Origin of the sequence: Bacillus sp. D7-8 (assembly GCF_052055895.1) — a bacterium.
Taxonomy (GTDB): domain Bacteria; phylum Bacillota; class Bacilli; order Bacillales; family Bacillaceae; genus Bacillus; species Bacillus velezensis.
Genome location: NZ_CP179922.1, coordinates 84,852 through 108,023, shown reverse-complemented (window position 1 = coordinate 108,023; position 23,172 = coordinate 84,852). Strand labels below are relative to the sequence as shown.

Sequence of the window (23,172 nt, the reverse complement as noted above, 5' to 3'; positions counted from 1 at the left end):
CTATTATGATCCTCCTAATGAAGTACGAAGCGCTTCTGCAACATTTGCTACTCCGACAACCTCAATCCCTTTTGGTATTGTCCACCCATCTGCATTCGCCTCAGGTATGACCATGCGCTTGAAGCCGAGTTTTGCCGCTTCTTTTACGCGCTGTTCGATTCTTGACACCCTGCGGACTTCTCCTGTCAGACCCACTTCACCGATAAAGCAATCTGCGGGATTCGGCGGTGTATCTCTGAAGCTTGAGGCAATGCTGACGGCTACTGCCAAATCAATCGCCGGTTCATCCAGTTTGACCCCGCCGGCGACCTTTAAATAGGCATCTTGATTTTGAAGCAAAAGACCCACCCGCTTCTCAAGCACAGCCATAATTAACGACACCCTGTTGTGGTCAATGCCTGTAGCCATGCGGCGCGGGTTTCCAAAACTGGTCGGTGATATGAGCGCCTGGATTTCAACCAGGATCGGTCTCGTTCCTTCCATTGACGCAACGATACTCGAACCCGATGCCCCGGCAGAACGCTCTTCCAAGAAAATTTCAGAAGGGTTCAGCACTTCCGTAAGCCCCTCTTCCCGCATTTCAAAGATGCCCATTTCATTTGTTGAGCCGAAACGGTTTTTTACGGCCCGCAAAATACGGAATGTATGGTGCCGCTCTCCTTCAAAGTATAGAACGGTATCGACCATGTGCTCAAGCAATCTCGGCCCTGCGATCGATCCTTCTTTTGTGACGTGCCCGACGATAAAAATAGGTATGCCGTTTGTTTTCGCGATTTTCATCAATTCGGCCGTACACTCTCTTACTTGTGATACACTGCCGGGAGCTGAGGTGATATCACTTTGGTAAACGGTCTGAATGGAGTCTACGACAACAAATGCGGGTTTCATCTCTTGTATAGCAGACGAAATATACTCCATATCGGTTTCAGATAAAACATGTAACATTTGGCTGTTGATTCCAAGTCTGTCGGCGCGCAGCTTCGTTTGCTTCACGGATTCTTCCCCTGAAATGTAAAGCACGCTGCCGGCCGTATCTGCTAATTGTGCGGATACTTGGAGAAGGAGCGTTGATTTTCCGATGCCGGGATCGCCGCCGATTAATACTAACGAGCCCTTCACAACGCCGCCGCCAAGCACTCTGTTGAATTCTTCAAGCTTTGTGTGAACGCGGGGTTCTTCCGATGTTTCAATTGATGTAATGGGTGATGGTTTCTGGACGGTTTGAACGGAGTGGGAGAAAGCCGCCCGCCGATTCGCCGGCGCTTTTTTTATGGTTTCTTCCACCATTGTATTCCAAGCCCCGCAGCCCGGGCACTTTCCCATCCATTTTGCGGATTCATAACCGCATGAGTGGCAGATGAATTTTGTTTTTGATTTAGCCATATATGTTGTAAGACCTCTTCCTTATCGAATATTTCTCTATATAACAAAGTGAGGCATACACTCGCTTACGTATGCCTCATGTTTGTCACTTATATTAGTTCGTTTTAGCAGTTGTTTTTACGACAAATTCGCCGTCCTCAACATCAAGAACAATGTGCTGGCCTTTATCAATATTGCCTCTGAGGAGTTCTTCTGATAACCGGTCCTCCACATGCTTTTGAATCGCTCTTCTTAACGGACGTGCGCCGTATTCCAAATCGACGCCCTCTTCTGCCACTTTTGCTTTTGCAGCATCCGTCAGCTCGATAGAGAGATCTTGTTCTTTCAGACGTTTTGTTAACTGATCAGACATAAGCGACACGATGTCTGTAAGGTGTTTTTTCTCAAGGGAGTGGAAGACGATAATTTCGTCAATCCGGTTGATAAACTCAGGTCTGAAGGCACGCTTCAGCTCTCCCATGACTTTGTCTTTCATGTCTTTATGGTTTTGTGATTCATCCTGCACATTGAAGCCCACATATTTGTTGCGTTTCAGCTCGCTCGCTCCGACGTTTGACGTCATAATCAGGATCGTGTTGCGGAAATCCACAGTGCGTCCTTTTGAATCAGTCAAGCGTCCGTCTTCAAGCACTTGCAGGAGAATGTTAAACACATCAGGATGCGCTTTTTCAATTTCATCAAGCAGTACGACAGAGTAAGGTTTTCTTCTCACTTTTTCTGTCAGCTGGCCGCCTTCATCATAGCCGACATACCCCGGAGGAGAACCGACAAGACGTGAAGTCGAATGTTTCTCCATGTATTCGGACATATCCACTCTGATCATCGCTTCTTCATCACCGAAAATGGATTCCGCCAGCGCTCGTGCCAGCTCTGTCTTCCCAACGCCTGTAGGGCCTAAGAAGATGAATGAACCAATCGGGCGTTTCGGGTCCTTCAGACCGGCTCTTGCACGTCTGACGGCCTTTGCAACGGCTACAACAGCTTCATCCTGGCCGATGACGCGGGAGTGCAGAATGCTTTCCATATTGAGAAGCTTATCTGTTTCCGTTTGGGCAATTTTAGATACAGGCACCCCGGTCCAGCTGGATACAACCATCGCGATATCCTCTACAGAAACTTCGGAGTTCTCCTGGCCTTGTTTTTCTTTCCACGTTTTTTTCGTGTCTTCCACCTGTTCTCTCAGGCGCTGCTCCGTATCACGAAGGGAAGCCGCTTTTTCAAACTCCTGGCTCTGAACGGCAGCGTCTTTTTCCTTGCGAACTTCATCGAGTTTCTGCTCAAGCTCTTTTAAGTTCGGAGGCGTTGTGAACGAACGGAGACGCACTTTTGAACCGGCTTCATCAATTAAATCGATCGCTTTATCCGGAAGGAAGCGGTCAGAAATATAACGGTCGGACAATTTTACCGCCGCTTCAATCGCTTCATCGGTAATGGATACGCGGTGATGCGCTTCATAGCGGTCACGGAGTCCTTTTAAAATTTGAATGCTTTCATCGGCTGAGGGCTGATCCACCTGAATCGGCTGGAAACGGCGCTCGAGAGCGGCGTCTTTTTCGATATATTTACGGTATTCATCAAGCGTTGTCGCGCCGATGCATTGAAGCTCTCCGCGGGCCAGTGAAGGTTTTAAGATATTCGACGCGTCAATCGCACCTTCTGCTCCCCCCGCTCCGATCAGTGTATGCAGTTCGTCAATGAATAAAATAATATTGCCGGCCTGACGTATTTCATCCATTACTTTTTTCAAGCGGTCTTCAAATTCTCCGCGGTATTTCGTACCGGCTACAACCGTACCCATGTCTAATGTCATTACGCGTTTATCACGTAAAATTTCCGGCACTTCATTATTGATGATCTGCTGTGCAAGGCCTTCAGCAATCGCAGTTTTACCTACACCCGGTTCTCCGATAAGAACGGGGTTATTCTTCGTTCTGCGGCTTAATACCTCAATAACACGCTGAATTTCTTTGCTTCGGCCGATAACCGGATCAAGACTGTCTTCCTTCGCAATCGCAGTTAAATCACGCGCCAAGCTGTCAAGCGTCGGCGTGTTCGCATTGCTGTTCGTACCGGATGCAGAAGACCCCGTCTCATTGCTTCCCAGAAGCTGCAGCACTTGCTGTCTCGCCTTATTCAAGCTGACACCGAGATTATTCAGAACTCTCGCCGCCACGCCTTCTCCTTCACGAATCAGTCCGAGAAGTATGTGTTCTGTTCCCACATAAGAATGTCCTAGCTTTCTGGCTTCATCCATGCTGAGCTCAATGACTTTTTTTGCTCTTGGCGTATAATGAATCGTTTGAGACATTTCCTGTCCCCGTCCGATTAAGCTCTCCACTTCTTTCTGAATTTTATCCGAACCGAGTCCGAGTGCTTGGAGTGCTTTAGCCGCAATCCCTTCTCCTTCACGAACCAGACCTAATAAGATATGTTCAGTTCCAATATTGTTATGACCTAAGCGCAGTGCTTCTTCCTGTGCCAGTGCCAATACCTTTTGAGCTCGCTCTGTAAACCTTCCAAACATCATATCGAATCATCCTCCTGTCTATTTGCACTCATTTCTAAATGCAGCCTTTCCCTGATAAGAGCCGCTCTTCTCGCGTCTCTTTCGTTCGGCCGTAATGCACCGCCCGAATATTGCTGGAGAAAACCCGGCTGTGTCAAAATCATCAGTTCATTAAGTATATTGCTTGATAGCCCTTTAATGATCCCCAGGTCTATCCCCAGCCGAACGTCAGAAAGGCATTTCGCCGTTTCCTTTGATTCAATCATACGGCAGTTGGATAAAACGCCGTAAGATCTGAATACCCGGTCCTCCAATTCAATTTTCGAGGTTTGGTAAAGCGCTTCTCGGGCTGAACGTTCCTGCTCAATCAGCTGGGCAGCCACACTGTTTAAATCATCTACAATGTCCTGTTCTGATTTTCCGAGTGTGATTTGATTTGAAATTTGAAAGATATTTCCTAATGCTTCGCTGCCTTCACCGTAAATTCCTCTAACAACTAAACCTAATTGGTTAATTGCCGGTATAATTCGATTCATTTGCCTAGTTAATACAAGACCCGGCAAATGCATCATGACTGAAGCCCTTAGTCCCGTCCCTACATTTGTAGGACAGCTTGTTAAGTACCCTCTCTTCTCTCCAAAGGCGTAATCCACTTTCTCCTCAATCCAGTCATCAACCTGGTTTGCCGCTTTTATGGCGTTGAGAAGCTGGAAGCCGGGGAAGAGGCATTGAATTCTGATATGATCTTCTTCATTTAACATAATGCTGACTTCTTCATTTTCAGAAAGCAGACAGCCGCCAAAAGGGGATTCCGTTAAATTCGGGCTGATCAGATGTTTCTCCATCAGCACCCGTTTTTCCAAAGGCTGAGCTTCACTCATTCTGATTAAATGAAATTGACCGATATCAGGCAGTTCTTTTCCTGAAAAATGATCTTCGAATTGCTGAATGATGGATGAGGCTTCTTCATTCGTATACCGGGCGGGAAACTTTATATTTTCAAAGTTTCGGGCCAACCGTATACGGCTGCTGAGTACAATGTCACTTTCAGGTCCCTTTTGCTTCATCCAATTGCTTAGTGCGTCCTGAATAAAATGCTTGAGCGACATTACCCTTGTTCCCCCTCACTGTCTTTACTTTTTAACTTCTGCTCTAACGATCGGATCTGATCTCTGACCTCCGCTGCTCTTTCAAACTCTTCGTGGTGTATTAAAGATTCAAGTTCTTTTTTTAACATTTCCATTTGCCGTCTTACATGCAGGTTTCCGCCTATTCGTTTTGGAATTTTCCCGGCATGCACCGTATTCCCGCTGTGAACTTTTCGCAAGATCGGCGTAATTTGGCTGTAGAACGTATCGTAACATTCCGCACAGCCGAAACGCCCTGTTTTTCTCAGCTGCTGAAACGTCATACCGCATTTCTTACAAGCTGTGCCTTGCTCTGAGTAGCCGAACATTTGAGAACCGGTGTTTTGAAATGAAGACTCCATATTCAGCAGCCCTGATAATAAATTATGGATCGAGAACCCTTGGTTTCCACTTATACTGTATGAATCGCTATTTTCTTTTGCACATTGTTCACAAATATGAACTTCTTGTTTTTCTCCATTAACAACTTTCGTAAAGTGAAAAGTGGCCGGTCTCTCATTGCATTCTTGACAAATCAATCTTTTCACCCGCTTACTTTAGTTTTAAAGATGTGAGCATTGCTTTCATCATTCTGGCTCTTAGTTCATCCCGTTCGGGCAAATCAATATATAGAACTGAACGATCCATTACACTCACCATCATTTTAGCTTCTCTTTCCGAAATAACTCCGTCCTCTAACAGTCTGAGAATAATGTCATCAGAGGCTGCCTGGGACAAGTGGGTATGAATCTGCGAAATAATATTATTGATGAGGACGACTTCGTTATTCATTTTAATTTTGATAATACGAATATAACCGCCGCCTCCCCGTTTACTTTCAACAATATATCCTCTTTCACTTGTAAATCTGGTGTTGATGACATAATTTATTTGGGAAGGAACACATTGAAATTTATCAGCGATTTCACTGCGTTTGATCTCTAAAATTTCTTTGCCATTTTGATCTAATACTTGTTTCAAGTACTGTTCAATGATGTCAGAAATATTATGTCCCACTCAACCCCCTCCTTCATTGACTTTGACTATATTTGACTTTAATCTTACTATAAGGTGTTTCGCAAAATTTTTCAACTGTATCGCTCTATCTCTATTATTTCCACTTTGCACAAGCATAAAACCTGCTTTTGCAAAAAGGCATATCGTTACGTTTCTCATATTATATAACGTATGCAGAAAAACACAAAAAAGGCAACTCATGATGAGCTGCCTTTACCGTAATGATAGCTTGGCGGCGTCCTACTCTCACAGGGGGAAACCCCCGACTACCATCGGCGCTGAAGAGCTTAACTTCCGTGTTCGGCATGGGAACGGGTGTGACCTCTTCGCTATCGCCACCAAACCATTGAGAGTGTTCTCTCAAAACTAGATAACAGTAAGCATACATTCAAATTGGTTAAGTCCTCGATCGATTAGTATCTGTCAGCTCCATGTGTCGCCACACTTCCACCTCAGACCTATCAACCTGATCATCTTTCAGGGATCTTACTTCCTTGCGGAATGGGAAATCTCATCTTGAGGGGGGCTTCATGCTTAGATGCTTTCAGCACTTATCCCGTCCGCACATAGCTACCCAGCGATGCCCTTGGCAGAACAACTGGTACACCAGCGGTGCGTCCATCCCGGTCCTCTCGTACTAAGGACAGCTCCTCTCAAATTTCCTGCGCCCGCGACGGATAGGGACCGAACTGTCTCACGACGTTCTGAACCCAGCTCGCGTACCGCTTTAATGGGCGAACAGCCCAACCCTTGGGACCGACTACAGCCCCAGGATGCGATGAGCCGACATCGAGGTGCCAAACCTCCCCGTCGATGTGGACTCTTGGGGGAGATAAGCCTGTTATCCCCGGGGTAGCTTTTATCCGTTGAGCGATGGCCCTTCCATGCGGAACCACCGGATCACTAAGCCCGACTTTCGTCCCTGCTCGACTTGTAGGTCTCGCAGTCAAGCTCCCTTGTGCCTTTACACTCTGCGAATGATTTCCAACCATTCTGAGGGAACCTTTGGGCGCCTCCGTTACCTTTTAGGAGGCGACCGCCCCAGTCAAACTGCCCACCTGACACTGTCTCCCCGCCCGATAAGGGCGGCGGGTTAGAAGGTCAATACAGCCAGGGTAGTATCCCACCGATGCCTCCACCGAAGCTGGCGCTCCGGTTTCCAAGGCTCCTACCTATCCTGTACAAGCTGTACCAACATTCAATATCAGGCTGCAGTAAAGCTCCACGGGGTCTTTCCGTCCTGTCGCGGGTAACCTGCATCTTCACAGGTACTATAATTTCACCGAGTCTCTCGTTGAGACAGTGCCCAGATCGTTGCGCCTTTCGTGCGGGTCGGAACTTACCCGACAAGGAATTTCGCTACCTTAGGACCGTTATAGTTACGGCCGCCGTTTACTGGGGCTTCAATTCGCACCTTCGCTTACGCTAAGCGCTCCTCTTAACCTTCCAGCACCGGGCAGGCGTCAGCCCCTATACTTCGCCTTACGGCTTCGCAGAGACCTGTGTTTTTGCTAAACAGTCGCCTGGGCCTATTCACTGCGGCTCTCTCGGGCTTGCACCCTAACAGAGCACCCCTTCTCCCGAAGTTACGGGGTCATTTTGCCGAGTTCCTTAACGAGAGTTCTCTCGATCACCTTAGGATTCTCTCCTCGCCTACCTGTGTCGGTTTGCGGTACGGGCACCTCTCACCTCGCTAGAGGCTTTTCTTGGCAGTGTGGAATCAGGAACTTCGCTACTATAATTCGCTCGCCATCACAGCTCAGCCTTCACGGGAAACGGATTTGCCTATTTCCCAGCCTAACTGCTTGGACGCGGATATCCAATACCGCGCTTACCCTATCCTCCTGCGTCCCCCCATTGCTCAAATGGTGAGGAGGTGGTACAGGAATATCAACCTGTTGTCCATCGCCTACGCCTTTCGGCCTCGGCTTAGGTCCCGACTAACCCTGAGCGGACGAGCCTTCCTCAGGAAACCTTAGGCATTCGGTGGAGGGGATTCTCACCCCTCTTTCGCTACTCATACCGGCATTCTCACTTCTAAGCGCTCCACAAGTCCTTCCGGTCTTGCTTCACAGCCCTTAGAACGCTCTCCTACCACTGTTCGAAGAACAGTCCGCAGCTTCGGTGATACGTTTAGCCCCGGTACATTTTCGGCGCAGAGTCACTCGACCAGTGAGCTATTACGCACTCTTTAAATGGTGGCTGCTTCTAAGCCAACATCCTGGTTGTCTAAGCAACTCCACATCCTTTTCCACTTAACGTATACTTTGGGACCTTAGCTGGCGGTCTGGGCTGTTTCCCTTTCGACTACGGATCTTATCACTCGCAGTCTGACTCCCAAGGATAAGTCATCGGCATTCGGAGTTTGACTGAATTCGGTAACCCGGTAGGGGCCCCTAGTCCAATCAGTGCTCTACCTCCGAGACTCTTACCTTGAGGCTAGCCCTAAAGCTATTTCGGAGAGAACCAGCTATCTCCAGGTTCGATTGGCATTTCACCCCTACCCACACCTCATCCCCGCACTTTTCAACGTGCGTGGGTTCGGGCCTCCATTCAGTGTTACCTGAACTTCACCCTGGACATGGGTAGATCACCTGGTTTCGGGTCTACGACCACGTACTCAATTCGCCCTATTCAGACTCGCTTTCGCTGCGGCTCCGCATCTTCTGCTTAACCTTGCACGGGATCGTAACTCGCCGGTTCATTCTACAAAAGGCACGCCATCACCCGTTAACGGGCTCTGACTACTTGTAGGCACACGGTTTCAGGATCTCTTTCACTCCCCTTCCGGGGTGCTTTTCACCTTTCCCTCACGGTACTGGTTCACTATCGGTCACTAGGGAGTATTTAGCCTTGGGAGATGGTCCTCCCGGATTCCGACGGAATTTCACGTGTTCCGCCGTACTCAGGATCCACTCAGGAGAGAACGAAGTTTTGACTACAGGGCTGTTACCTCCTATGGCGGGCCTTTCCAGACCTCTTCATCTACCTCGTTCCTTTGTAACTCCGTACAGAGTGTCCTACAACCCCAAGAGGCAAGCCTCTTGGTTTGGGCTGGTCCCGTTTCGCTCGCCGCTACTCAGGGAATCGCATTTGCTTTCTCTTCCTCCGGGTACTTAGATGTTTCAGTTCCCCGGGTCTGCCTTCTCATATCCTATGTATTCAGATATGGATACCACTCCATTACGAGTGGTGGGTTTCCCCATTCGGAAATCTCCGGATCAAAGCTTGCTTACAGCTCCCCGAAGCATATCGGTGTTCGTCCCGTCCTTCATCGGCTCCTAGTGCCAAGGCATCCACCGTGCGCCCTTTCTAACTTAACCGTTAAAAAGAATCACTACGTGATATCTTGCATTACTAATTGAATGTGAATTACTTCTGTTATCTAGTTTTCAAAGAACAACATCTCGAAGAATCGAATGATCCTTCAAAACTAAACAAGACAGGGAACGTTCTGTTTATAAGACCCAAGGTCTTATATTCCGTTAAAATCCTTAGAAAGGAGGTGATCCAGCCGCACCTTCCGATACGGCTACCTTGTTACGACTTCACCCCAATCATCTGTCCCACCTTCGGCGGCTGGCTCCTAAAAGGTTACCTCACCGACTTCGGGTGTTACAAACTCTCGTGGTGTGACGGGCGGTGTGTACAAGGCCCGGGAACGTATTCACCGCGGCATGCTGATCCGCGATTACTAGCGATTCCAGCTTCACGCAGTCGAGTTGCAGACTGCGATCCGAACTGAGAACAGATTTGTGGGATTGGCTTAACCTCGCGGTTTCGCTGCCCTTTGTTCTGTCCATTGTAGCACGTGTGTAGCCCAGGTCATAAGGGGCATGATGATTTGACGTCATCCCCACCTTCCTCCGGTTTGTCACCGGCAGTCACCTTAGAGTGCCCAACTGAATGCTGGCAACTAAGATCAAGGGTTGCGCTCGTTGCGGGACTTAACCCAACATCTCACGACACGAGCTGACGACAACCATGCACCACCTGTCACTCTGCCCCCGAAGGGGACGTCCTATCTCTAGGATTGTCAGAGGATGTCAAGACCTGGTAAGGTTCTTCGCGTTGCTTCGAATTAAACCACATGCTCCACCGCTTGTGCGGGCCCCCGTCAATTCCTTTGAGTTTCAGTCTTGCGACCGTACTCCCCAGGCGGAGTGCTTAATGCGTTAGCTGCAGCACTAAGGGGCGGAAACCCCCTAACACTTAGCACTCATCGTTTACGGCGTGGACTACCAGGGTATCTAATCCTGTTCGCTCCCCACGCTTTCGCTCCTCAGCGTCAGTTACAGACCAGAGAGTCGCCTTCGCCACTGGTGTTCCTCCACATCTCTACGCATTTCACCGCTACACGTGGAATTCCACTCTCCTCTTCTGCACTCAAGTTCCCCAGTTTCCAATGACCCTCCCCGGTTGAGCCGGGGGCTTTCACATCAGACTTAAGAAACCGCCTGCGAGCCCTTTACGCCCAATAATTCCGGACAACGCTTGCCACCTACGTATTACCGCGGCTGCTGGCACGTAGTTAGCCGTGGCTTTCTGGTTAGGTACCGTCAAGGTGCCGCCCTATTTGAACGGCACTTGTTCTTCCCTAACAACAGAGCTTTACGATCCGAAAACCTTCATCACTCACGCGGCGTTGCTCCGTCAGACTTTCGTCCATTGCGGAAGATTCCCTACTGCTGCCTCCCGTAGGAGTCTGGGCCGTGTCTCAGTCCCAGTGTGGCCGATCACCCTCTCAGGTCGGCTACGCATCGTCGCCTTGGTGAGCCGTTACCTCACCAACTAGCTAATGCGCCGCGGGTCCATCTGTAAGTGATAGCCGAAGCCACCTTTTATGTCTGAACCATGCGGTTCAAACAACCATCCGGTATTAGCCCCGGTTTCCCGGAGTTATCCCAGTCTTACAGGCAGGTTACCCACGTGTTACTCACCCGTCCGCCGCTAACATCAGGGAGCAAGCTCCCATCTGTCCGCTCGACTTGCATGTATTAGGCACGCCGCCAGCGTTCGTCCTGAGCCAGGATCAAACTCTCCGATAAAGTAGTTTGACTGACTACGCACATCGCTGTGCGATTTATTTAAAACTTTGAATTAACAGGTACGTTTTGTCTTGTTTAGTTTTCAAAGATCATTTTGTTCACTTTCTCAATCAACTTTTTAATTATATAATAAGTTTCTTTTAAAGTCAACATATTTTTTTATAAATGGTGGAGCCTAGCGGGATCGAACCGCTGACCTCCTGCGTGCAAAGCAGGCGCTCTCCCAGCTGAGCTAAGGCCCCGAAGTGGTCGGGAAGACAGGATTCGAACCTGCGACCCCATGGTCCCAAACCATGTGCTCTACCAAGCTGAGCTACTTCCCGATTTTTAAAAATATTATGGCGCGCCCGAGAGGAGTCGAACCCCTAACCTTTTGATCCGTAGTCAAACGCTCTATCCAATTGAGCTACGGGCGCATAATAATGAATGCCGAGGGCCGGACTTGAACCGGCACGGTAGTCACCTACCGCAGGATTTTAAGTCCTGTGTGTCTGCCAATTCCACCACCCCGGCGTGGATGGTATAGTTGGAGCGGAAGACGGGATTCGAACCCGCGACCCCCACCTTGGCAAGGTGGTGTTCTACCACTGAACTACTTCCGCATACAGGATAGTTATCCTGTATAATGCGGGTGAAGGGACTTGAACCCCCACGTCATAAGACACTAGATCCTAAGTCTAGCGCGTCTGCCAATTCCGCCACACCCGCGTAACATGGTGAGCCATGAAGGACTCGAACCTTCGACCCTCTGATTAAAAGTCAGATGCTCTACCAACTGAGCTAATGGCTCTTTTTAAAAGACTTATGTTATTATCTTGTCCAAAAATGGTGCCGGCCAGAGGACTTGAACCCCCAACCTACTGATTACAAGTCAGTTGCTCTACCAATTGAGCTAGGCCGGCAAATATGGTGGAGGATGACGGGCTCGAACCGCCGACCCTCTGCTTGTAAGGCAGATGCTCTCCCAGCTGAGCTAATCCTCCATATATTACACTTACGTGTAATAGCTTGGCGGCGTCCTACTCTCACAGGGGGAAACCCCCGACTACCATCGGCGCTGAAGAGCTTAACTTCCGTGTTCGGCATGGGAACGGGTGTGACCTCTTCGCTATCGCCACCAAACCATTGAGAGTGTTCTCTCAAAACTAGATAACAGTAAGCATACATTCAAATTGGTTAAGTCCTCGATCGATTAGTATCTGTCAGCTCCATGTGTCGCCACACTTCCACCTCAGACCTATCAACCTGATCATCTTTCAGGGATCTTACTTCCTTGCGGAATGGGAAATCTCATCTTGAGGGGGGCTTCATGCTTAGATGCTTTCAGCACTTATCCCGTCCGCACATAGCTACCCAGCGATGCCCTTGGCAGAACAACTGGTACACCAGCGGTGCGTCCATCCCGGTCCTCTCGTACTAAGGACAGCTCCTCTCAAATTTCCTGCGCCCGCGACGGATAGGGACCGAACTGTCTCACGACGTTCTGAACCCAGCTCGCGTACCGCTTTAATGGGCGAACAGCCCAACCCTTGGGACCGACTACAGCCCCAGGATGCGATGAGCCGACATCGAGGTGCCAAACCTCCCCGTCGATGTGGACTCTTGGGGGAGATAAGCCTGTTATCCCCGGGGTAGCTTTTATCCGTTGAGCGATGGCCCTTCCATGCGGAACCACCGGATCACTAAGCCCGACTTTCGTCCCTGCTCGACTTGTAGGTCTCGCAGTCAAGCTCCCTTGTGCCTTTACACTCTGCGAATGATTTCCAACCATTCTGAGGGAACCTTTGGGCGCCTCCGTTACCTTTTAGGAGGCGACCGCCCCAGTCAAACTGCCCACCTGACACTGTCTCCCCGCCCGATAAGGGCGGCGGGTTAGAAGGTCAATACAGCCAGGGTAGTATCCCACCGATGCCTCCACCGAAGCTGGCGCTCCGGTTTCCAAGGCTCCTACCTATCCTGTACAAGCTGTACCAACATTCAATATCAGGCTGCAGTAAAGCTCCACGGGGTCTTTCCGTCCTGTCGCGGGTAACCTGCATCTTCACAGGTACTATAATTTCACCGAGTCTCTCGTTGAGACAGTGCCCAGATCGTTGCGCCTTTCGTGCGGGTCGGAACTTACCCGACAAGGAATTTCGCTACCTTAGGACCGTTATAGTTACGGCCGCCGTTTACTGGGGCTTCAATTCGCACCTTCGCTTACGCTAAGCGCTCCTCTTAACCTTCCAGCACCGGGCAGGCGTCAGCCCCTATACTTCGCCTTACGGCTTCGCAGAGACCTGTGTTTTTGCTAAACAGTCGCCTGGGCCTATTCACTGCGGCTCTCTCGGGCTTGCACCCTAACAGAGCACCCCTTCTCCCGAAGTTACGGGGTCATTTTGCCGAGTTCCTTAACGAGAGTTCTCTCGATCACCTTAGGATTCTCTCCTCGCCTACCTGTGTCGGTTTGCGGTACGGGCACCTCTCACCTCGCTAGAGGCTTTTCTTGGCAGTGTGGAATCAGGAACTTCGCTACTATAATTCGCTCGCCATCACAGCTCAGCCTTCACGGGAAACGGATTTGCCTATTTCCCAGCCTAACTGCTTGGACGCGGATATCCAATACCGCGCTTACCCTATCCTCCTGCGTCCCCCCATTGCTCAAATGGTGAGGAGGTGGTACAGGAATATCAACCTGTTGTCCATCGCCTACGCCTTTCGGCCTCGGCTTAGGTCCCGACTAACCCTGAGCGGACGAGCCTTCCTCAGGAAACCTTAGGCATTCGGTGGAGGGGATTCTCACCCCTCTTTCGCTACTCATACCGGCATTCTCACTTCTAAGCGCTCCACAAGTCCTTCCGGTCTTGCTTCACAGCCCTTAGAACGCTCTCCTACCACTGTTCGAAGAACAGTCCGCAGCTTCGGTGATACGTTTAGCCCCGGTACATTTTCGGCGCAGAGTCACTCGACCAGTGAGCTATTACGCACTCTTTAAATGGTGGCTGCTTCTAAGCCAACATCCTGGTTGTCTAAGCAACTCCACATCCTTTTCCACTTAACGTATACTTTGGGACCTTAGCTGGCGGTCTGGGCTGTTTCCCTTTCGACTACGGATCTTATCACTCGCAGTCTGACTCCCAAGGATAAGTCATCGGCATTCGGAGTTTGACTGAATTCGGTAACCCGGTAGGGGCCCCTAGTCCAATCAGTGCTCTACCTCCGAGACTCTTACCTTGAGGCTAGCCCTAAAGCTATTTCGGAGAGAACCAGCTATCTCCAGGTTCGATTGGCATTTCACCCCTACCCACACCTCATCCCCGCACTTTTCAACGTGCGTGGGTTCGGGCCTCCATTCAGTGTTACCTGAACTTCACCCTGGACATGGGTAGATCACCTGGTTTCGGGTCTACGACCACGTACTCAATTCGCCCTATTCAGACTCGCTTTCGCTGCGGCTCCGCATCTTCTGCTTAACCTTGCACGGGATCGTAACTCGCCGGTTCATTCTACAAAAGGCACGCCATCACCCGTTAACGGGCTCTGACTACTTGTAGGCACACGGTTTCAGGATCTCTTTCACTCCCCTTCCGGGGTGCTTTTCACCTTTCCCTCACGGTACTGGTTCACTATCGGTCACTAGGGAGTATTTAGCCTTGGGAGATGGTCCTCCCGGATTCCGACGGAATTTCACGTGTTCCGCCGTACTCAGGATCCACTCAGGAGAGAACGAAGTTTTGACTACAGGGCTGTTACCTCCTATGGCGGGCCTTTCCAGACCTCTTCATCTACCTCGTTCCTTTGTAACTCCGTACAGAGTGTCCTACAACCCCAAGAGGCAAGCCTCTTGGTTTGGGCTGGTCCCGTTTCGCTCGCCGCTACTCAGGGAATCGCATTTGCTTTCTCTTCCTCCGGGTACTTAGATGTTTCAGTTCCCCGGGTCTGCCTTCTCATACCCTATGTATTCAGATATGGATACCACTCCATTACGAGTGGTGGGTTTCCCCATTCGGAAATCTCCGGATCAAAGCTTGCTTACAGCTCCCCGAAGCATATCGGTGTTCGTCCCGTCCTTCATCGGCTCCTAGTGCCAAGGCATCCACCGTGCGCCCTTTCTAACTTAACCGTTAAAAAGAATCACTACGTGATATCTTGCATTACTAATTGAATGTGAATTACTTCTGTTATCTAGTTTTCAAAGAACAACATCTCGAAGAATCGAATGATCCTTCAAAACTAAACAAGACAGGGAACGTTCTGTTTATAAGACCCAAGGTCTTATATTCCGTTAAAATCCTTAGAAAGGAGGTGATCCAGCCGCACCTTCCGATACGGCTACCTTGTTACGACTTCACCCCAATCATCTGTCCCACCTTCGGCGGCTGGCTCCTAAAAGGTTACCTCACCGACTTCGGGTGTTACAAACTCTCGTGGTGTGACGGGCGGTGTGTACAAGGCCCGGGAACGTATTCACCGCGGCATGCTGATCCGCGATTACTAGCGATTCCAGCTTCACGCAGTCGAGTTGCAGACTGCGATCCGAACTGAGAACAGATTTGTGGGATTGGCTTAACCTCGCGGTTTCGCTGCCCTTTGTTCTGTCCATTGTAGCACGTGTGTAGCCCAGGTCATAAGGGGCATGATGATTTGACGTCATCCCCACCTTCCTCCGGTTTGTCACCGGCAGTCACCTTAGAGTGCCCAACTGAATGCTGGCAACTAAGATCAAGGGTTGCGCTCGTTGCGGGACTTAACCCAACATCTCACGACACGAGCTGACGACAACCATGCACCACCTGTCACTCTGCCCCCGAAGGGGACGTCCTATCTCTAGGATTGTCAGAGGATGTCAAGACCTGGTAAGGTTCTTCGCGTTGCTTCGAATTAAACCACATGCTCCACCGCTTGTGCGGGCCCCCGTCAATTCCTTTGAGTTTCAGTCTTGCGACCGTACTCCCCAGGCGGAGTGCTTAATGCGTTAGCTGCAGCACTAAGGGGCGGAAACCCCCTAACACTTAGCACTCATCGTTTACGGCGTGGACTACCAGGGTATCTAATCCTGTTCGCTCCCCACGCTTTCGCTCCTCAGCGTCAGTTACAGACCAGAGAGTCGCCTTCGCCACTGGTGTTCCTCCACATCTCTACGCATTTCACCGCTACACGTGGAATTCCACTCTCCTCTTCTGCACTCAAGTTCCCCAGTTTCCAATGACCCTCCCCGGTTGAGCCGGGGGCTTTCACATCAGACTTAAGAAACCGCCTGCGAGCCCTTTACGCCCAATAATTCCGGACAACGCTTGCCACCTACGTATTACCGCGGCTGCTGGCACGTAGTTAGCCGTGGCTTTCTGGTTAGGTACCGTCAAGGTGCCGCCCTATTTGAACGGCACTTGTTCTTCCCTAACAACAGAGCTTTACGATCCGAAAACCTTCATCACTCACGCGGCGTTGCTCCGTCAGACTTTCGTCCATTGCGGAAGATTCCCTACTGCTGCCTCCCGTAGGAGTCTGGGCCGTGTCTCAGTCCCAGTGTGGCCGATCACCCTCTCAGGTCGGCTACGCATCGTTGCCTTGGTGAGCCGTTACCTCACCAACTAGCTAATGCGCCGCGGGTCCATCTGTAAGTGGTAGCCGAAGCCACCTTTTATGTCTGAACCATGCGGTTCAAACAACCATCCGGTATTAGCCCCGGTTTCCCGGAGTTATCCCAGTCTTACAGGCAGGTTACCCACGTGTTACTCACCCGTCCGCCGCTAACATCAGGGAGCAAGCTCCCATCTGTCCGCTCGACTTGCATGTATTAGGCACGCCGCCAGCGTTCGTCCTGAGCCAGGATCAAACTCTCCGATAAAGTAGTTTGACTGACTACGCACATCGCTGTGCGATTTATTTAAAACTTTGAATTAACAGGTACGTTTTGTCTTGTTTAGTTTTCAAAGATCATTTTGTCTTTCGTTCAAGCGACTTTATTATTATATCTTATCAATCTCTTGAAGTCAACAACTTTTTAAATTTCTTTTTTCGTCAGCGCCTTGTTTAGCGGCAACGAATAATAATATACCACCTCACAAATAATAGTGCAATAGTTTTTTAAAAGAAAATCAAAAAAGTTTTACGAGCGGCTTGTTTCTAAAAAAGCGCCGTACTGCGATAAGCAGAAACGGCGCCTTCCCTTTTACTAGCGTTGTCTCATTTGAGGGAATAATAAAACGTCTCTGATAGACGGAGCATTTGTTAACAGCATGACAAGGCGGTCGATACCGATACCCAATCCCCCGGTCGGCGGCATGCCGTATTCAAGAGCTTCAACGAAGTCTTCATCCATCATATGCGCTTCATCGTTTCCTTCTTCTCTTTCTTTTAACTGCGCTTCAAAGCGTTCCCTCTGGTCGATAGGGTCATTCAGCTCCGTAAACGCATTAGCATGCTCACGGCCGACGATAAACAGCTCAAAACGGTCTGTAAAGCGAGGGTCCTCCGGATTTTTCTTAGCAAGAGGAGAAATCTCTACAGGGTGGCCGTAAATAAATGTAGGCTGAATGAGTGTTTCTTCAATTTTTTGTTCGAAGAATTCATTGATGATATGACCCACCGTCATTGAGTTTGTGATCTCGATACCATGCTCTTTTGCATGACCGCGCGCTTCTTCAACAGTCATCTCATTCCAGAAATCTACACCTGTCGCTTCTTTGACCGCATCTACCATGTGGAGTCGTTTCCACTCAGGTTTCAGATCAATCTGCTCTTCGCCGTACTGGATTGTGGTGCTTCCAAGCACTTCCTGCGCAATATGTGCAACGAGATTTTCCGTAAGGCTCATAATATCTTTATAATCGGCGTACGCTTCATACAGCTCGATCATCGTGAATTCAGGGTTATGGCGTGTAGAAACACCTTCATTACGGAACACGCGGCCGATTTCGTAGACTTTTTCTAATCCGCCGACAATCAGGCGTTTCAGGTGCAGTTCAATCGCAATACGCATATAAAGAGGCATGTCGAGCGCATTATGGTGCGTGATGAACGGGCGCGCAGACGCTCCTCCCGGTATGCTGTGCATCGTAGGTGTTTCAACTTCTAAGTATCCATGGTCATCTAAGTATCTTCTCATCGCTTGGATGATTTTGCTGCGTGTGATAAACGTTTGTTTGCTGTCAGGGTTTACGATGAGATCGAGATAGCGCTGGCGGTAACGCTGTTCAACGTCTTTTAACCCATGATATTTATCAGGAAGAGGACGCAGTGCTTTTGTCAGCAGTTCAAAAGATGTCGCTTTGACAGAAAGCTCGCCTACGTTTGTTTTGAAAACTTTCCCCGTGATGCCGATAACGTCTCCGAGGTCTGAAGATTTAAAGATTTCATATTGTTCTTCGCCGACACTGTCTTTTCTTACGTAAATTTGAATTTGACCTTCTAAGTCCTGCAGATGCGCAAAGCCGGCTTTCCCTTTTCCGCGCTTTGTCATCATACGGCCTGCAATGGTCACTTCTACCGCTTTTTCTTCCAGTTCTTCTTTAGAAAGCTCCTGGTAGGCGTCAATGATCTGTTGAGATTGATGCGTTCTCTCGAAACGTTCGCCGAAAGGGTCAATGCCGTTTTCTCTCAGCTGGTTCATTTTATCTCGTCTGACTTGCAGCTGGTCGTTCAATTCCTCATGATTTTGCTCTTCTTGACTCATTGGTATCACTCCGTTACATTTTGATTTCACGAAAAAGCAGAAAAACTGCCAGCGGTAAGCTGGCAGTGAGCAGCAATAGAGGGTGTATATTAACCTACTTTTGCATCTTGAAGCTCTTTTGCCTCTGCTTCGGCGGTAAATGCATCTAAAAGCTGCACAACTTCTTCACGCGTCTCACATTGGTTAATTTCGTTGCGTACATTCGCATTGCCTCTGACACCTTTCAGGTACCAGGCAGCGTGCTTTCTCATTTCTCTGACTGCCACATTTTCGCCTTTTAACTTAATCAGGCGGTCTAAGTGCAGTTTGCATACCGACATTTTTTCACGGACTTTCGGTTCGTCTTTTAACTCGCCGGTTTCAAGGTAGTGCACCGTACGGTAAATCATCCACGGGTTGCCGAGTGCGGCCCGGCCGATCATGACGCCGTCAACCCCTGTTTCCTCAAGCATGCGTTTCGCGTCCTGAGGCGTTTTGACATCACCGTTTCCGATGACGGGAATGGAGACGGATTGCTTCACTTCTTTAATGATATCCCAGTTCGCAGTGCCTTCATACATTTGCACTCTTGTGCGGCCGTGCAGGGCAACGGCTTTTCCGCCGGCACGTTCAACGGCTTGGGCGTTTTTCACCGCATAAATGTGCTCTTCATCCCAACCCATTCTCATCTTCACTGTAACCGGCTTATCAACAGCATCTACTACTGCGGATACCATTTCATAAATCTTATCGGGATCGAGAAGCCATTTGGCGCCCGCATCACATTTTGTAATCTTGGGTACGGGACATCCCATGTTAATATCAATAATATCAGCAGTCGTGTTTTGATCTACAAACTTCGCCGCTTCCACAAGGGTTTCCTTTTTCCCTCCAAAAATCTGAAGGCTGAGCGGTTTTTCACGTTCATCAATGTAAAGCATCCCCATTGTTCTGGCGTTGTTGTAAAGAATCGCTTTGTCGCTGACCATTTCAGCGCATACCAATCCGGCTCCGAATTCCTTTACAGTCAATCTGAACGCTGAGTTGCAGACACCGGCCATAGGGGCAAGCACAACCCGATTTTTCAATTGAATATCACCGATTTTAAACATTTTTCCCCTCCTTTCATTTGTCTATTTTTCAGGCGGGGCCAATTCGTCCGCACTTATATTTAAAACATCTGCCGCATCTTGAATGATGGCATCTGATGGCAATCGGTTTCCGCGTTCAATTTCACCGACAATAGAAACTGATATACCTAATGCTTTTGCAAATCCTTCTTGAGTATAACCTTTCAGCTTTCTGAATGCACGAATTCGCCTACCCCAGATTTCTGCTTCCATACTCTTACACCTTCTTGGTTTGTTTCAGCGCTTATCGTGATATGATCCGCCTGCGGACATATTTCTTTTAACGGCGCAAGGACAAATAAGCGCTCATACATTCTCGGATGCGGAACAATCAGCCGCTCTGTTTCAATATTTTCACGATTATACAGCAAAATGTCAAGGTCTGCCGTCCGCGGTCCCCAGCGAATCTCTCTCGTTCTGCCTAATTCAGCTTCAATGCTCTGCGTTACATCAAGAAGTTCAAAAGGAGATAACGACGTTTTCACTTCAACCGCCATATTAAGAAACTGATCTTGATCCTCATAGCCGACGGGATCTGTTTCATATATGGAGGACACCTTTGACACCGTCACGCCATGATGCCGGCTGAGCATGGCCACTGCCTGGCGCAAATAATGTTCACGGTCGCCCATATTGGAGCCGAGACCGATATATGCCGTATTGTTCATGATTTCTTTCTCGTCATTTCTATGGCCACTGATTTATAATGGCCGGGAATCGGCGGGTCAGGCTTAACAACCTTTACCGTACATTGCTGCACCGGCTCAAATTTCTCAAGGACGGTGTCTGCGATCCGTTCCGCAAGCGTCTCGACCAAATTGACGGGTTCGCCCTCAACGATGCCGCGGCAGACACTGTACAATTCCGCATAGTTAATGGTATAAGAAAGGTCATCCGTTTTTCCCGCTTTGCTCAAATCCAGTTCGGCAGTCAGGTCTACTTTGAAGCGCTGGCCGAGTTTGTTTTCTTCTTCGAACACACCGTGATATCCGTAAAACTCCATACCTTCTACATATACTTTATCCATAATGTACGCCTCCTTTGTTCAACATAGCATCCATCATCTTCGTCATTCTTGCGATCTCTTTGACATCGTGGACCCTCACAATGTCGCAGCCTTTTTGGACGCCAAGGCACACTGTCGCTCCCGTTCCCTCGGCACGTTCTTCAGGGGGAAGGTCAAGCACACGGCCGATGAACCTTTTTCTCGATGTCGCCAGAAGCAGCGGATAACCTAACCCGCTGAACACCTCCAGCTTGTTCATGACAGCCAGATTGTCCTCATAGTTTTTCGCAAAGCCGATCCCCGGATCCAGAATCATATTTTCATCTGTGACGCCGGCTTCTGCGGCAATTTTTACGCTTTCCATCAAGTCTGCAAGCATATCAGGAATAAGATCGTTGTAGTTTCTTTCCATGCGATTATGCATTAAGATAATCGGAACCCCGTGTGCGGCGGCTACTGACGCCATGTCAGGATCACCTTTCGCCCCCCAGATGTCATTAAGGATAGAGGCTCCCGCTTTGACCGCTTCGTCTGCCACGGACGCTTTGTACGTATCGATTGAAAGCGGAATGTCCAGCTCGCTTGTAATCCGTTCTATGACGGGGATGACTCGGGACATTTCCTCATCAGCCGACACGAGTGATGCGCCGGGTCTTGTCGATTCACCGCCGATATCTATGATATGCGCCCCTTCTTCAGCCATCTTCGCCGCATGCAGAAGCGCCCTTTCCGTACTGTCGTATTTGCCGCCGTCAGAGAAGGAGTCTGGCGTTACATTTAATATCCCCATAACGAGCGTCTTCTCTTTATAGGAAAGAGCGCCTTTTTTTGTATGAATCAGTTTAGGCTGTTCAATTGTTTGCTGCGCCATTTTGTTCCTCCTCCTGTACATTCATTTTGTTTATTTCCTGCTGATACTGCTTACGGAGCAATTGCACCGTTTTTCCGCTCACTCCGGGCAGCGGCACTTCCTCTATTTTAGAAAACGGGATGATTTCAAGCACGGAGTTTGTCAACCATGCTTCATCCGCTTCAAGCATTGATTGAAAACGGAATCGGCCTTCGGTGACTTCTGTCCCCTGCCGTTTCAATTCATCAATAACAAACTGTCTCGTTACGCCGTCGAGAATGCCTGTATCCAAGGATGGTGTAAAGACCTTGTCTCCTTTTCGCCAAAACACGTTGGAGACAATGCCTTCCGCGACATCTCCTTCTCCGGTCAGGAAAATGCCTTCAAGATTGGGATCATTCCCGATCTCCCGTTTAGCATACATGTTGTTTAAATAGTGATGGGATTTTAACCGAAAAGTTCCTTCAGGCGTATTTCTCCTGATAGAGAGAAGCCTGCCTTCTTTTTGAACAGGCAGAGTTTCCAGATTGAGCTGGTTGACGAAACAAAGGACGGTCGGCTTTTCATAAGTCTGCGCGGCAAATCCCTTATCGCTGACGCCTGCCGAGATGTTAAGCCGGACACGCGCGCTGCCGTCCTTGATGTCATTGAGGAGCAACAGTCTCCGAAGCATATCAAGCAGCTCCTGTTTGTTCACCTCATATGCAATCTGCAGATCCCGAAGCGCCCTGTTGAGCCTGGCGACATGCGCATCCGGCAGAAACGGCCGGCCGCTGTAAAGCCTGAACGTCTCGAACGCGCCGATCCCGTACAGATAACCATGGTCAAAAGGAGAAAGCGCCGCTTCTTTCTCCTCTATATATTGACCATTCAAATATATAATCACACCGTCACTTCCTTTTTGCGGTGTGTCTCTATAAAGTTTCTGAGCATCTCTTTGCCGAAGGAGGTCATGATGGATTCCGGATGGAACTGAACACCTTCAACAGGCAGCTCATTATGGCGGATTGCCATAATTTCTCCTTCTTTGGTTTGAGCGGATACCGTAAAACAATCCGGCAGCGTGTCCGCTTTGACAATAAGTGAATGGTACCGGGTGGCGACAAGCGGATTTTGCAGGCCTTTAAAAATCGTCTGTCCGTCATGCATAACTTCTGACGTTTTGCCGTGCATGAGCCGCTCCGCTCTGACGACATCGCCGCCGAATACTTGCGCAATCGACTGATGCCCGAGACATACGCCGAAAATAGGAATACTGCCGGCAAAATGTTTGATCGCTTCGAGGCTGATCCCCGCTTCATCAGGACTGCACGGCCCGGGTGAAATCATTAAGAAATCCGGTGCCAGCTCTTCAATCTGCTCAATTGTAATCTCGTCATTCCGTCTGACGATCAGTTCCTCCCCGAGCTCACCCAAATATTGAACCAAGTTGTACGTAAATGAATCATAATTGTCAATCATTAAAATCATCT

The 23,172-nt window shown here is 49.2% G+C and carries 13 protein-coding genes, 9 tRNA genes and 6 rRNA genes; all 28 read right to left on the bottom strand.

The features are described from left to right. Positions 1–3: 3 nt before the first annotated feature. The 28 genes from radA to pabA all read right to left on the bottom strand — a co-directional run bounded on the left by radA (position 4) and on the right by pabA (position 23,170). Positions 4–1,383 (bottom strand): DNA repair protein RadA, encoded by a 1,380-nt coding sequence (gene radA, locus ACKTRM_RS00585; RefSeq protein WP_011996187.1) that lies wholly within the window; start codon positions 1,381–1,383, stop codon positions 4–6. Between the two features lie 94 nt (positions 1,384–1,477). Continuing rightward, positions 1,478–3,910, bottom strand: a complete 2,433-nt coding sequence (clpC, locus tag ACKTRM_RS00580) for an ATP-dependent protease ATP-binding subunit ClpC (RefSeq protein ID WP_007410388.1) — start codon at positions 3,908–3,910, stop codon at positions 1,478–1,480. After that, entirely contained in the window at positions 3,907–4,998 is a 1,092-nt protein-coding gene (locus tag ACKTRM_RS00575; RefSeq protein WP_003156398.1) for a protein arginine kinase, read from the bottom strand. Before ACKTRM_RS00575 ends, clpC begins: the two co-directional genes overlap by 4 nt. Beyond that, positions 4,998–5,555: a UvrB/UvrC motif-containing protein gene (locus ACKTRM_RS00570; protein WP_007410387.1), complete on the bottom strand. Its 558-nt coding sequence runs from the start codon at positions 5,553–5,555 to the stop codon at positions 4,998–5,000. Before ACKTRM_RS00570 ends, ACKTRM_RS00575 begins: the two co-directional genes overlap by 1 nt. A 13-nt stretch (positions 5,556–5,568) precedes the next feature. Next, positions 5,569–6,033, bottom strand: a complete 465-nt coding sequence (ctsR, locus tag ACKTRM_RS00565) for a transcriptional regulator CtsR (RefSeq protein ID WP_003156396.1) — start codon at positions 6,031–6,033, stop codon at positions 5,569–5,571. Between the two features lie 227 nt (positions 6,034–6,260). Beyond that, a 5S ribosomal RNA gene (gene rrf, locus ACKTRM_RS00560) occupies positions 6,261–6,376 on the bottom strand. Between the two features lie 50 nt (positions 6,377–6,426). After that, positions 6,427–9,356 (bottom strand): 23S ribosomal RNA (locus ACKTRM_RS00555). 175 nt (positions 9,357–9,531) lie between these two features. Then, a 16S ribosomal RNA gene (locus tag ACKTRM_RS00550) occupies positions 9,532–11,081 on the bottom strand. A gap of 166 nt (positions 11,082–11,247) precedes the next feature. Then, positions 11,248–11,323 (bottom strand) — tRNA-Ala (locus ACKTRM_RS00545). Between the two features lie 4 nt (positions 11,324–11,327). After that, positions 11,328–11,404, bottom strand: a tRNA-Pro gene (locus tag ACKTRM_RS00540). A gap of 16 nt (positions 11,405–11,420) precedes the next feature. Next, a tRNA-Arg gene (locus ACKTRM_RS00535) sits at positions 11,421–11,497 on the bottom strand. An 11-nt stretch (positions 11,498–11,508) separates the two neighbouring features. Then, positions 11,509–11,594, bottom strand: a tRNA-Leu gene (locus tag ACKTRM_RS00530). Between the two features lie 14 nt (positions 11,595–11,608). Beyond that, positions 11,609–11,683 (bottom strand) — tRNA-Gly (locus tag ACKTRM_RS00525). Positions 11,684–11,707: 24 nt separating this feature from the next. Further along, positions 11,708–11,789, bottom strand: a tRNA-Leu gene (locus ACKTRM_RS00520). A gap of 6 nt (positions 11,790–11,795) precedes the next feature. Next, positions 11,796–11,871: transfer RNA gene (locus ACKTRM_RS00515), tRNA-Lys, on the bottom strand. Positions 11,872–11,907: 36 nt separating this feature from the next. Further along, positions 11,908–11,983: transfer RNA gene (locus tag ACKTRM_RS00510), tRNA-Thr, on the bottom strand. A gap of 5 nt (positions 11,984–11,988) precedes the next feature. Next, a tRNA-Val gene (locus tag ACKTRM_RS00505) sits at positions 11,989–12,064 on the bottom strand. Positions 12,065–12,087: 23 nt separating this feature from the next. Further along, positions 12,088–12,203 (bottom strand): 5S ribosomal RNA (gene rrf / locus ACKTRM_RS00500). Positions 12,204–12,253: 50 nt separating this feature from the next. Then, positions 12,254–15,183: ribosomal RNA gene (locus ACKTRM_RS00495) — 23S ribosomal RNA — on the bottom strand. A 175-nt stretch (positions 15,184–15,358) separates the two neighbouring features. Beyond that, positions 15,359–16,908 (bottom strand): 16S ribosomal RNA (locus ACKTRM_RS00490). The 16S, 23S and 5S rRNA genes sit together here with 9 tRNA genes alongside, the layout of an rRNA operon. Before the next feature lie 327 nt (positions 16,909–17,235). Then, positions 17,236–18,735 (bottom strand): lysine--tRNA ligase, encoded by a 1,500-nt coding sequence (gene lysS, locus ACKTRM_RS00485; protein WP_007409949.1) that lies wholly within the window; start codon positions 18,733–18,735, stop codon positions 17,236–17,238. Positions 18,736–18,824: 89 nt separating this feature from the next. Beyond that, complete coding sequence (gene dusB, locus ACKTRM_RS00480) at positions 18,825–19,826, bottom strand: tRNA dihydrouridine synthase DusB (RefSeq protein ID WP_007409948.1); 1,002 nt, start codon at positions 19,824–19,826, stop codon at positions 18,825–18,827. Between the two features lie 21 nt (positions 19,827–19,847). Beyond that, positions 19,848–20,057 carry a helix-turn-helix domain-containing protein gene (locus ACKTRM_RS00475; RefSeq protein ID WP_003150668.1) on the bottom strand — a complete coding sequence of 70 codons (210 nt, stop codon included), beginning with the start codon at positions 20,055–20,057 and terminating at the stop codon, positions 19,848–19,850. Then, positions 20,009–20,512, bottom strand: a complete 504-nt coding sequence (gene folK / locus ACKTRM_RS00470) for a 2-amino-4-hydroxy-6-hydroxymethyldihydropteridine diphosphokinase (RefSeq protein WP_007409947.1) — start codon at positions 20,510–20,512, stop codon at positions 20,009–20,011. The genes ACKTRM_RS00475 and folK overlap by 49 nt, the downstream gene beginning before the upstream one ends. Beyond that, entirely contained in the window at positions 20,509–20,871 is a 363-nt protein-coding gene (folB, locus tag ACKTRM_RS00465; RefSeq protein ID WP_003150671.1) for a dihydroneopterin aldolase, read from the bottom strand. The genes folK and folB overlap by 4 nt, the downstream gene beginning before the upstream one ends. Beyond that, a complete protein-coding gene (gene folP, locus ACKTRM_RS00460; RefSeq protein WP_007409946.1) occupies positions 20,864–21,721 on the bottom strand; it encodes a dihydropteroate synthase in 858 nt (285 codons plus the stop codon). The genes folB and folP overlap by 8 nt, the downstream gene beginning before the upstream one ends. Then, positions 21,702–22,586 (bottom strand): aminodeoxychorismate lyase, encoded by an 885-nt coding sequence (pabC, locus tag ACKTRM_RS00455; RefSeq protein ID WP_011996186.1) that lies wholly within the window; start codon positions 22,584–22,586, stop codon positions 21,702–21,704. Before pabC ends, folP begins: the two co-directional genes overlap by 20 nt. After that, complete coding sequence (gene pabA / locus ACKTRM_RS00450) at positions 22,583–23,170, bottom strand: aminodeoxychorismate/anthranilate synthase component II (RefSeq protein ID WP_011996185.1); 588 nt, start codon at positions 23,168–23,170, stop codon at positions 22,583–22,585. Before pabA ends, pabC begins: the two co-directional genes overlap by 4 nt. Between the last annotated feature and the right edge of the window lie 2 nt (positions 23,171–23,172).